The sequence below is a fragment of the Arthrospira sp. PCC 9901 genome (assembly GCF_059013425.1).
Map to the genome: position 1 here is coordinate 2,382,513 of NZ_CP102296.1, position 11,551 is coordinate 2,394,063.

Below are 11,551 nucleotides of genomic sequence, written 5' to 3' on the forward strand. Positions count from 1 at the left end.
GTGTTCATCTGGTTATGACTGCAACTAAAAGCCTCGAAACCCTTGGCTGTCTTGGTCAAGTTACCTTAGAAGGTGATCTGGTACGCCTTAAAGGTTGGTCTGCTTCCTGGGGAGGTGGTCTCGTCCTGGATTTTCGTATTAATATTGGTGGCTTAGATGTTCCTGAGTTTCGGGTAGAGAAAGGGTTAATTAGTCAGGATGTCCAACAGTTATTTCCTAGTTTAGATCACGCTGACCAGGCTAGATTTTTAATTTATATCCCCCTAAGTTGGATTCAACAAACAGGTTTATTCAATAGTTTGGTAAGGCTAACTCCTATATTTGCATCGGGAGAAGGTGATGTTTTATTTGGGTTCTTGGAACCTTCGCTTCCGGTTCCCGAAAAAAGCGATCGGGTTGGGGTCGGTGGTAGTTTTAAGTTTGTGGCGGCGGACTTTTTAGGACACTTTGTTAATAAAGCCAATTTACAACCAGCAGAGGCGGTTCTTGATGCGGGTTGCGGGGTCGGTCGCATCGCTTATGGTTTGGCTTATTATCTCAACTCTCAAGCCTCTTATCACGGGTTTGATATTGTTCCCCATTGGATTGATTGGTGTCAGCAAGTGATTAGTGCTACCCGTCCTAATTTTCATTTTGAATGTGCGGATTTATACAGCGATCGCTATAATCCCACTGGCAAAACTCCCGCCGACAATTTTGTGTTTCCCTACCCTAATAACCAATTTAATTTTGTGCTGTTAACTTCCGTTTTTACCCATTTATATGCAGCCGCCAGTCGGAATTATTTACAACAGATAGCGCGAGTGTTAAAGCCTGGTGGTAGGTGTTTATGCACGTTTTTTCTATTAAATGATGAAACCGAATCCTTGATTAAATCCGGTCGCAGTTCCCGGAATTTTGCCTATGTTGTCGGCGAAAGTTTTATCGATGATCCTGATAATCCTGAAGATGCGATCGCACATCCTGAAGCATTAGTAATGGATTGGATTAAGGATTCTGGTCTATCAGTACAACGCCAAGATTATGGGATGTGGTGTCGTCGGAGTCGTTCCGCTAGTTATCAGGATATGTTGGTGTTGTGCAAAAATTAAAGCATTTACCTCATTCTAGTCTCACCAAAAACTCATAGGTAAAACCTCGGAAATTCGAGTCAAGCTCGAAAGTATAGGTTCCCGATTCCGGAATCATTCCCGTCCATTCCATTAGGTCATCATTAGCATTAACATCATCCCCTAAAAGTTGACCATCTGGAGTGATAATATAGGGAAAAATCGAGTTTTCCGCCGTAACTGTCAGGGTTTGACCTGCTTCAGCTTCCAAGGTATAGCTATGGCTACCACCGCCAATAATTTCACCTTGGATAATAGCTGAATTACCACCAGGTAAAAATTCAATCGGTTGGCGGACATTCGGACAACTGCTATGGGTTCGGTTTTTAGCAACCCACCCCGGAACCGGATCGCTAATTTCTAGCCAACCGTCTTGCTCATTTACTACCGAAATAAAAGTATTATTGGGTAGTTGACCAACAATGTTACCTTCCTGAACTTGAGGCGCGCGCCGTACATTTAAAGGAGGGTCAGGGTCTTGGACAATTGCCATAGTAATCTCGCAGCCAGTTGTCGGCGGTCTCACCACAATTGGTGGCGACTCTATAACCCCAGGTGCTTGACTGGGCGCACTGGGAACCGGGGACTCAGTAACTGTTCCTTGAGGTGAGGCGGCGGGAGTTTCCTGTGAAGATCGCCACTGAATAGCGATCGCTGCTACTATAACTGCTGTCACCAGTCCGGCTACACTGGCAACTATCAATTGCTTGGGTTTGAAGGACATGGGACAGACCTCGCTGGTAGACAAAAATCATCTTCAAAAATTGCAGAGTTCCCAATTCCAAATATATCAAAACTTACCCCCTCTTCCCCAATCCTTCAGGACTCTAACCTAAAACTTAACATGATAATTATCTCTAAAGTCATAGTTCAGTGTATTTTTAACATAACCATTATTTCCTGTACCGATCGCAAATCCTGACTCTATTCAATGCCTAGATTAACTGGTACTCGGGTACAAGTTCCCAAACGCCATCAATTACTCACCCAAGTTAAACAGGAGGTGAGACAATATCGGCTACAGTCTCCCCATCGCCATGTTCTCACCAAGTTAGCCCAGGAAAAACCCCCCCTACGCATGAGGCGCGCTTGGGATGTGGAAGTGAAAATAGGCAGCCGCCCTAGTGTGAAATTAGCAGCTAATGCCGGAATTATTGAAGTTTTCGATCGCATTGACGGCCGCCTGTTGATTTTGGGGGGGACTGGTTCCGGGAAAACTACCACCCTGGTAGGACTGGCTAAGGTCTTAGTAGAGAGAGCCTTATCTGATGAACATGAACCTATGCCGATTTGGCTCAATTTATCATCTTGGCGAGTTGAGCAACAGTCTATCTCCGATTGGATGGTAGAGCAAATGCACCTCAAATATGCGATCGCTCCCGAATCAGGACGCTACTGGATGGAACAACTCCAGATCCTCCCCTTATTGGATGGTTTCGATGAGGTCGAAGAACATCATCGGGAATCCTGTATTCAATATATTAATGATTTTTTAGACAGTCATCTCTCCCCCCTACATTTAGTAGTATCTAGCACCGTCAAATCCTATCATCCCTGTCAGGCAAGGTTGCAACTAAATGGTGCAATATTATTACGTCCCTTGACTAATCGACAGATACACAACTATTTAATGAATGCTAGAAGTCGGGAACTGTGGCATGACATCGAAGAAGAACCACAGTTATTAAAAATCGCCCAAAAGCCATTATTTTTAACAATGATGACCCTAGCTTATGAAAATATCTTAATCTCATCTTGGAAACATTTAAACACCATTGATGATCAACAAGAGTATTTATTAAAAGCCTATCTGCGCCATCAAATTTCTAGCTTACGCGATCGCCATCATAATAGTGATGCCGGAAAAAACTACAGTTCCGAACAATTCCGCCACTGGCTAACAGAACTCGCCAAACGCCTGGAAAAAGAACAAACTCAAGATTTTATCCTCGATCGCATCCCGAAAACCTGGCTACATACCCGCGAACAAGAACGGGCTTATCATCTGGGTATGAAGATAGTCGAAAGTGGGATTTGGTGGTCAATTATAGCAATCATGATCCTAGCAATCATTTGGCGATCGCTGCCATTGTTAATCGCCGCCATGACCCTAGGAATCATATTAGCCCTCACCTACCAACCGTTGAGCCTAAAATTGGCGATCGAACGCCTGATCTTGCGATTTGTCCTATGGGGAGAAGGAGATGCACCCTGGAACTATGCCCAATTTTTAAATGATGCCACCGGGTTACTGTTGCTCAGAAAAATAGGCTCACGCTACCAATTCATTCATCGCCTACTACAAAAACACCTTGGCAAAACGTGACCAGCCTTACAACACAGGACGTAACTCCTCTACCAGGACTCGCCTCAGTAGTTGATGATGCCCTGATGTCCCTATTTAGCCCGTCTGACCCAGCCCACCAGAGCGTCTATTTGCCAGTTTTAACTTTGCTACTTGCCAAGATTGCCATCCAGTCGGACACTTAGACTTGGGAGAACTGATGCAGTCGAGAGCATGATTTAATCTCAAATTAGGTTAACATTTTACGGCAATACGGTATAATACCAAGTATGGTGCGAGACCTTCGGGTATGAAATAGAGCTGAAATGGGCGTGGGGACTACCCGGTGAGGACTTCAACCCCTTGCTTGATTGGGTCGCATCCCTGGCCATCCCATAACACAGCCTGATTTTTTTGCCCACCTTCGAGACTTCCAATATGGTTGCCAAGGTGAAGCGTCTAATCAGGTCTAAGACTGCCCGAGCCATGCTGACATGGGCGCATTATCGATTCAAACTAACCCTGAGACATAAGCGCGGAAATAACTGAACAGTTGTAGATGTGACCGAAGAATACACCAGCAAAACCTGTACTCACTGTGGTCATGTCCATTCCCAGCTAGGTGGCTCAAAAGTGTTCCGATGTCCTGAGTGCGGGTTCACTCTACCACGGGACTGGAACGGTGCTTTTGGAATCTTTCTAAAAGCTTTGCGGGATACCGCCTCTGTTACCTTAACGGGTAATAGTGCTATCGTCGCATTGTCCGGGAACAACCGGAAAAATGTCGCGTAAATGTATCAGGTAATTGAAGTGAAACAAGTATTAGCAGTAATTCTAGGTGGCGGTGCGGGCACCCGTTTGTACCCCCTAACCAAAATGCGAGCCAAACCGGCTGTTCCTTTAGCCGGTAAGTACCGTTTGATCGATATTCCGATCAGTAACTGTATAAACTCAGAAATTCTGAAAATCTATATCCTGACCCAGTTTAACTCAGCATCCCTTAACCGTCATATTGCCCGAACCTACAACTTTTCTGGCTTTACAGATGGCTTTGCGGAAGTCCTCGCCGCACAACAAACCAGTGTGACTAACCCCCAATGGTTTCAGGGAACTGCTGATGCAGTGCGCCAATATCTATGGCTCATGGAAGAATGGGATGTTGAACATTTCCTAATTCTGTCCGGTGACCACCTGTACCGCATGGACTATCGGGATTTTGTCCAACGTCATATCGACACAGGGGCAGACATCACCCTATCAGTTTTACCCGTAGACGAAAAACGGGCTTCTGCTTTCGGTTTGATGAAGATTGACGAAAGCACTGGTCGGATTATCGATTTCAGCGAAAAACCCAAGGGAGAAGCCCTAAAACAAATGGCAGTGGATACCAGCAGTTTGGGGTTATCCCCCGAAGAGGCTGCCGAGTCTCCTTACATCGCTTCTATGGGCATCTACGTTTTTAAAAAGGATGTTTTATTTAAACTACTCAAGGATGCCCCAGAGCAAACCGATTTTGGTAAGGAAGTGATTCCTGGTGCCGCTAAGGATCATAATGTTCAAGCCTATCTGTTTAACGATTACTGGGAAGATATCGGAACTATTGAGGCCTTTTTTGAAGCTAACTTGGCTTTGACTCAACAGCCACAACCTGCTTTTAGTTTCTACGACGAGAACGCTCCTATTTATACCCGTTCCCGCTACTTACCACCATCCAAGATGCTGGACTGTCAGATCACTGAATCGATTATTGCTGAGGGTTGCATTCTCAAGCAATGTCGCATTGATCATTCTGTGCTGGGGTTGCGCTCTCGTGTCGAGTCCGGTAGTGTCGTTGAAGACACCATGTTAATGGGGTCAGATTTCTATCAACCTTTTGCTGAACGTCAATATGGTTTAGAAAAAGGTAGCGTTCCTATCGGTATCGGTAACAACACTACTATCCGCCGCGCTATTGTCGATAAAAATGCTCGCATTGGTCGCCATGTCCAGATTATCAACAAGGACCATGTTCAGGAAGCAGAACGGGAAGAGGATGGCTTCTACATTCGCGGTGGAATAACCGTAATTTTGAAAAATGCCGTGATTCCAGATGGGACAATTATTTAGGTTTACCTTTTGGGTAGTTCTATGGTTGACTAAGGGAAAGGAGGCTGTTTTAACCTTCCTATCATATAAACAATCTGCCCTAGTCCATGTCTAAAATTGTCTTGATTATAGGGCTTCCTGGTAGTGGGAAGTCCTTTATTGCTGAAAGGTTATCTCAAGGGTCGCACTTTCAGCGCTGGGTCTCCACTGATAGAATTCGCCAACGCTTATTTGGTGATGAGAGTATTCAAGGACCTTGGTTGTCAATCTGGGCTCAGGTTCGCGGGGAACTTCAACAGGCCGTTGCTGATATGGTTGATGTTATTTATGATGCAACTAATGTTCAACGCCGTCGCCGCCGAGATTTAATTGCTCAGGTCCGTGGTTTTGGTTTTCAGTCCGTGGTGGGATTATGGGTTAATACTCCCCTGGAGGTCTGTCTAGCACGCAATGAAAGGCGATCGCGTCAAGTTCCTGAAGAGGTGATTCTCCAAATGTATCGCCAACTTACTGACGCGCCTCCTACCCTTAGTGATGGGTTCGATCGCCTCCTTGAGATTCAAAATATATAAATATGCTGCTTTTCCTAGCATCCTCTGCTAGGCTGGATCGAATTAGACTGGATTTTCAGACTCAAGTTATTGTGTATCCGCACCCAAAAGCACGAAATGAGAACAGTAGGAGAGTAGATAATGCCGACGACAGATTATAAAGATTACTATTCGGTTCTCGGCTTAACTAAAAATTCTAGCGCCGATGAGATTAAAAAAGCCTATCGCCGATTGGCTCGTAAATATCACCCAGATATGAATCCCGGTAATAAGGCTGCGGAGACCCGCTTTAAGGAGGTTAATGAGGCTTATGAGGTACTCTCTGACCCCGAAAAACGCCAAAAGTACGATCGCTTTGGTCAATATTGGCATCAAGCCGGAAACTCCGGTTGGTCGGGAACTACTAATAGTGCTAATAATCCTGATGTCGGTGGGTTTGATTTTAGCCAGTTTGCTAGTTTTGATGAGTTTATCAATAGTCTATTAGGACGCGCGGCGGGAAGTCCTGGGGGGGCTGGTCGTAGCTATTCCTATCGCACCAATCAGTCCAAATCACCCGGTTATGGTGGATTTGAGGATTTTACTTCTTCCTCTTCCTCTGCTGGTCTCAATGTCGATACTAAGGTGACATTGACTCTTAGTGAAGCCTTCCACGGTACTCAGCGCCGTATGGCTGGTGGTGAGGTTTCCATTCCGCCAGGGGTGAAGCCGGGAAGTAAGATTAGAATACGGGGACAAGGACAGGTTGATCCCTATACCCAGCAACGGGGAGATTTATATTTGATTGTCGATATTCAACCCCACAATTTTTTTAAGTTGGATGGCGATAATCTGATCTGCGAAATTCCCATAACTCCCGATGAGTTGGTTTTGGGAGCCTCTATTCAGGTTCCTACTCCTGATGGTATGGTCAAAATGAATATTCCCCCTGGGCTTCGGTCTGGACAGTCTCTCCGACTGAGGGGGAAAGGTTGGCCGAAACCAAAGGGCGGCGGACGTGGTGATCAGTTTGTCAAGTTATTGGTGGTTCCACCTGATGAACTTACTGCGCGCGAGCGTGAATATTATCAGAAAATTGCCGCTAATCGTACTTTTAATCCCCGTAGTAGTTTATCTTCCATCACTCTTTAGATAGTCAAAACTCTACAGCCTCAACTCGATTATAACTCGATTCTCCAAAGGCAAGGGACAACCGGGAAATTAATTAATAATTGTACTAACCATATCCCTCTGGGAGATGATCAAACCCCCCCATATCAAGCCTAAGCTATGGGGGAATTGTTGGCTATGAGATGCGATCGCTTTTTCAATCAACTTATGCTCACACAAGCACAAACCCTATATATCACATTTTAGGTAATTTGTCAACATCTCATCGGCAAAACTGATGGGCTAGTTTAGCCAGATAAAAACCTGGTTCATACCAGCTAAATTTACCTCTCATTTAAGGCTTTATCTGTTTGTTACTTCAATCAGATTAGGGTTAAATCATGAGGGTGTCAGACATTAATTAATAGTGCTGACATCACCTCATTTCCCCCCAATTTTACCTACTCTATACTAAACCCTCCAGGTAGCTAAGTAGGTATCATTTCCACCCAAAGCATTAGGGTTAATAGCTGTGGGAGTCGTGAAAACCTCAGGTTGAGTAACTGTGCCAAAAATCACGGCTTGACCATTGCGAACCGTAAAAGCATTAACAGTTCCTCTTGAGCCATTGTCACCAGGTTGGGTTAGTGGATTCCAGAATCTCCTGATTGTATAATCTGGAGAAAGTCCCAAAACCGCCATTTCTCCCAAGGTGTAGTTTCCTACTGGTTGACCGTTAATAGTTTTATCACCGCGATTTTGGAGTTGGAATGCGGAAGAACCACCAATATAAACCTGTCCAAATTCATCAGCGGTAATAGAGCTAGGGTTAAAACTATTAGCACCTGTGGAAGTGCGGGTAACAATAAATTGACCGCGTTCGATATCTCCGTTATTGGGATCTATTTTAGCGTGGAAAGTAAAGGAACCAGAACCCGCGCCAGAAAAGTTATTAAATTGATCAACATTCACCATAGTTGATAGGTTTTGGGTGATGTCTTGACCATCCCTTTGAAAGACGTTATTTCCGCCATCGGTTTTTCCGAGGAAATAGAGTCCGCCATCTTGTCCAAAGGTAATTCGTTCCCCACGGGTATCAGCACCTAAATTCTGTCCGGTGATTTGAGAGGCGCTATAATCCCAGGTATTCCAGAGTTGATTTAATCCGGTATCAAAGGCGCGTAAAAATGGGGTTTGTAAGTTGCTAGTTACTTGATTAAATCCGGTGACAAAAATGCGATCGCCATTAGGGTCAATAGCAATATCTGCGGGACGGATATCAGTTCCGGTCAAGGTAGTAGTAGCCAGTTGGGTTCCTGTAGAACTCCACAGAGTCACCGTATCGCTACTATTAGTTAGGGTAGCAATAGTACCATTGTTAGCAATAGAAACTCGGTCAAAAATTCCCGTGTCTGACCACAAGATATTTGCCGCCGTACTATCATAAACCCGAAGGCCAAAATCACCCACAGCCACGATTTCTCCACTGTCTCGGTCTACATCAAGATGTCGGACATTTCCTCCTAAGTTGGTAATTGATAAAGGTTCTGTATTTCCATCCTCCAAGCGTTTAATCTGACCCACACCGTCAAAGTTTCCAGCAATAATAATAGCCGAATCTACAGGAGAAATCACCGCCGCATTAGCACTATCATTTCCCGGTGTTCCTAGGTAGGTTGCGCTTTCAAGTTGTAGGTTATTGGTAGAGTCATTATCAACAATGAACAGAGTAGCGGTTTCTTGGGTTCCCAAGGTCGCACTTCCTGTCAGGTTACTCAGACTCAGAATCACGGTTTCTGTTGGTTCAAAGATGTCATCATCAATAATAGGAATTGTGACCGTTTTCGGTGTGGTATCTCCATCGGCAAAAGTGATGGTCATGGGACTATTAATATAGTCTTCCCCAGCGGTAGCTGTTCCATCAGTTTGGATGACATCAACACTAATTTCGCCAATACTTTCACCAGTTCGTATTACCGTAATTTCGGAGATAGGTGTACCATCTTCATTAACACTGAAAACGGCATCACTAAATTCGATAACTGACGGCTCCACATCGTTATCAATAATACTCAAGATTATTGAATCGCGATCGCCTAAAGTTAAACCACCAGTAGGATTACTCAGCACAATCCTAAATTGCTCCGTATCTTCTACTTGATTATCATCGATAATCTGGATGTCAATATTTTGGATTGTTTCGCCTGAAGAAAAAATTAGGGTTCCGCTACTAGCGATGTAATCTTCTCCGGCGATCGCTGTATCATCTACCGTCGCATAATCTACAGTTACTGTACTACTTGTGTCTCCTGTTCTTTCGACTGTAATTATAATATTACCGTCACTTTCAACAACTTCTATTTCCTCCATAGTAAACCCTACAACTACAGGTTCAGGTTCAGGTTCAGGTTCAGGTTCCGGCTCTGGCTCTGGTTCCGGCTCTGGTTCAGGAGTCGGTTCGGGTTCCGGCTCTGGTTCGGGTTCCGGCTCTGGTTCCGGTTCCGGCTCTGGTTCCGGCTCTGGTTCCGGTAATGGTTCGGGTTCCGGCTCTGGTTCAGGAGTCGGTTCCGGTAATGGTTCCGGCTCTGGTTCCGGCTCTGGTTCCGGTAATGGTTCGGGTTCCGGCTCTGGTTCCGGTAATGGTTCGGGTTCCGGTAATGGTTCAGGAGTCGGTTCGGGTTCCGGTAATGGTTCGGGTTCCGGTAATGGTTCAGGAGTCGGTTCGGGTTCGGGTTCCGGTAATGGTTCCGGTAATGGTTCGGGTTCCGGCTCTGGTTCCGGTAATGGTTCCGGCTCTGGTTCAGGAGTCGGTTCCGGTAATGGTTCCGGCTCTGGTTCCGGTAATGGTTCCGGTAATGGTTCGGGTTCCGGCTCTGGTTCCGGTAATGGTTCGGGTTCCGGTAATGGTTCAGGAGTCGGTTCGGGTTCCGGTAATGGTTCGGGTTCCGGTAATGGTTCAGGAGTCGGTTCGGGTTCGGGTTCCGGTAATGGTTCCGGTAATGGTTCGGGTTCCGGCTCTGGTTCGGGTTCGGGTTCCGGCTCTGGTTCCGGTAATGGTTCCGGCTCTGGTTCCGGTAATGGTTCCGGCTCTGGTTCAGGAGTCGGTTCGGGTTCCGGCTCTGGTTCAGGAGTCGGTTCGGGTTCCGGTAATGGTTCAGGAGTCGGTTCGGGTTCCGGTAATGGTTCGGGTTCCGGCTCTGGTTCCGGTAATGGTTCCGGCTCTGGTTCCGGTAATGGTTCGGGTTCCGGCTCTGGTTCGGGTTCCGGCTCTGGTTCCGGTAATGGTTCCGGTAATGGTTCCGGTAATGGTTCGGGTTCCGGCTCTGGTTCCGGTAATGGTTCCGGTAATGGTTCCGGTAATGGTTCGGGTTCCGGCTCTGGTTCCGGTAATGGTTCCGGTAATGGTTCGGGTTCCGGCTCTGGTTCAGGAGTCGGTTCTGGTAATGGTTCGGGTTCCGGCTCTGGTTCCGGTAATGGTTCGGGTTCCGGCTCTGGTTCCGGTAATGGTTCCGGTAATGGTTCGGGTTCCGGCTCTGGTTCAGGAGTCGGTTCCGGTTCCGGCTCTGGTTCGGGTTCCGGCTCCGGTTCAGGAGTCGGTTCGGGTTCCGGCTCTGGTTCAGGAGTCGGTTCTGGTAATGGTTCGGGTTCCGGCTCTGGTTCCGGTTCCGGTAATGGTTCGGGTTCCGGCTCTGGTTCCGGTAATGGTTCGGGTTCGGGTTCGGGTTCCGGCTCTGGTTCAGGAGTCGGTTCTGGTAATGGTTCGGGTTCCGGCTCTGGTTCCGGCTCCGGTAATGGTTCCGGCTCTGGTTCGGGTTCCGGCTCTGGTTCCGGTAATGGTTCAGGTTCCGGTTCCGGTTCCGGCTCTGGTAATGGTTCCGGCTCTGGTTCAGGAGTCGGTTCGGGTTCGGGTTCCGGTTCGGGTTCCGGTTCCGGTTCCGGCTCTGGTAATGGTTCCGGCTCTGGTTCAGGAGTCGGTTCGGGTTCGGGTTCGGGTTCCGGCTCTGGTTCCGGCTCTGGTTCCGGTAATGGTTCGGGTTCCGGCTCCGGTTCGGGTTCCGGCTCTGGTTCCGGTTCGGGTTCCGGTTCCGGTAATGGTTCAGGTTCCGGTTCCGGTAATGGTTCAGGTTCCGGTTCCGGTAATGGTTCAGGTTCCGGCTCTGGTTCGGGTAATGGTTCAGGTTCCGGCTCTGGTTCAGGAGTCGGCTCTGGTTCCGGCTCTGGTTCCGGCTCTGGTTCCGGCTCTGGTTCCGGTTCCGGTTCCGGTAATGGTTCAGGTTCCGGTTCCGGTAATGGTTCCGGTAATGGTTCCGGCTCCGGTTCCGGCTCCGGTTCAGGAGTTGGTTCAGGAGTTGGTAATGGTTCAGGTTCGGGTATAGGAATATCAGTATCTAAGATGGTAAATGTGACTGTAGATTGACTTCCTAAAGTAGCGC

The 11,551-nt window shown here is 47.1% G+C and carries 9 protein-coding genes and 1 pseudogene; 8 read left to right on the forward strand and 2 right to left on the reverse strand.

Annotation, left to right across the window (positions count from 1 at the left end):
* Positions 1–14: 14 nt before the first annotated feature.
* A complete protein-coding gene (locus tag NLZ44_RS10340; RefSeq protein ID WP_493752708.1) occupies positions 15–1,091 on the forward strand; it encodes a class I SAM-dependent methyltransferase in 1,077 nt (358 codons plus the stop codon).
* Between the two features lie 10 nt (positions 1,092–1,101).
* On the opposite strand, the gene NLZ44_RS10345 is transcribed toward NLZ44_RS10340, so the two are convergent.
* Positions 1,102–1,833, reverse strand: a complete 732-nt coding sequence (locus NLZ44_RS10345; protein WP_111893386.1) for an SH3 domain-containing protein — start codon at positions 1,831–1,833, stop codon at positions 1,102–1,104.
* 207 nt (positions 1,834–2,040) lie between these two features.
* Between NLZ44_RS10345 and NLZ44_RS10350 the strand changes: the two genes are divergently transcribed.
* The 6 genes and pseudogenes from NLZ44_RS10350 to NLZ44_RS10375 all read left to right on the forward strand — a co-directional run bounded on the left by NLZ44_RS10350 (position 2,041) and on the right by NLZ44_RS10375 (position 7,160).
* The gene (locus tag NLZ44_RS10350; RefSeq protein ID WP_493752709.1) at positions 2,041–3,435 is read left to right on the forward strand and encodes an NACHT domain-containing protein; all 1,395 of its coding nucleotides are present in this window, start codon (positions 2,041–2,043) and stop codon (positions 3,433–3,435) included.
* Entirely contained in the window at positions 3,432–3,599 is a 168-nt protein-coding gene (locus NLZ44_RS10355) for a hypothetical protein (RefSeq protein WP_315646840.1), read from the forward strand. The genes NLZ44_RS10350 and NLZ44_RS10355 overlap by 4 nt, the downstream gene beginning before the upstream one ends.
* Before the next feature lie 193 nt (positions 3,600–3,792).
* Positions 3,793–4,185 (forward strand): annotated as a pseudogene (locus NLZ44_RS10360) (zinc ribbon domain-containing protein); the annotation flags it as partial.
* An 18-nt stretch (positions 4,186–4,203) separates the two neighbouring features.
* Positions 4,204–5,499, forward strand: a complete 1,296-nt coding sequence (locus tag NLZ44_RS10365; protein WP_493752982.1) for a glucose-1-phosphate adenylyltransferase — start codon at positions 4,204–4,206, stop codon at positions 5,497–5,499.
* A gap of 86 nt (positions 5,500–5,585) precedes the next feature.
* Entirely contained in the window at positions 5,586–6,050 is a 465-nt protein-coding gene (locus NLZ44_RS10370) for an AAA family ATPase (protein ID WP_493752710.1), read from the forward strand.
* Between the two features lie 120 nt (positions 6,051–6,170).
* Positions 6,171–7,160 (forward strand): DnaJ C-terminal domain-containing protein, encoded by a 990-nt coding sequence (locus NLZ44_RS10375; RefSeq protein WP_493752711.1) that lies wholly within the window; start codon positions 6,171–6,173, stop codon positions 7,158–7,160.
* A gap of 429 nt (positions 7,161–7,589) precedes the next feature.
* Here the strand turns inward: NLZ44_RS10375 and NLZ44_RS10380 are convergent, their stop codons facing one another.
* Positions 7,590–9,488: a Calx-beta domain-containing protein gene (locus NLZ44_RS10380; RefSeq protein ID WP_493752983.1), complete on the reverse strand. Its 1,899-nt coding sequence runs from the start codon at positions 9,486–9,488 to the stop codon at positions 7,590–7,592.
* Here NLZ44_RS10380 and NLZ44_RS10385 point away from each other — a divergent pair.
* Complete coding sequence (locus NLZ44_RS10385; RefSeq protein WP_493752984.1) at positions 9,421–11,535, forward strand: hypothetical protein; 2,115 nt, start codon at positions 9,421–9,423, stop codon at positions 11,533–11,535. The genes NLZ44_RS10380 and NLZ44_RS10385 overlap by 68 nt on opposite strands.
* Positions 11,536–11,551: the final 16 nt, after the last annotated feature.

Coding starts and splice junctions, on each gene's coding strand:
- NLZ44_RS10340 (WP_493752708.1), top strand. CDS start 15: ATGACTGCAACTAAAAGCCTCGAAACCCTTGGCTGTCTTGGTCAAGTT.
- NLZ44_RS10345 (WP_111893386.1), bottom strand. CDS start 1,833: ATGTCCTTCAAACCCAAGCAATTGATAGTTGCCAGTGTAGCCGGACTG.
- NLZ44_RS10350 (WP_493752709.1), top strand. CDS start 2,041: ATGCCTAGATTAACTGGTACTCGGGTACAAGTTCCCAAACGCCATCAA.
- NLZ44_RS10370 (WP_493752710.1), top strand. CDS start 5,586: ATGTCTAAAATTGTCTTGATTATAGGGCTTCCTGGTAGTGGGAAGTCC.
- NLZ44_RS10375 (WP_493752711.1), top strand. CDS start 6,171: ATGCCGACGACAGATTATAAAGATTACTATTCGGTTCTCGGCTTAACT.
- NLZ44_RS10380 (WP_493752983.1), bottom strand. CDS start 9,488: ATGGAGGAAATAGAAGTTGTTGAAAGTGACGGTAATATTATAATTACA.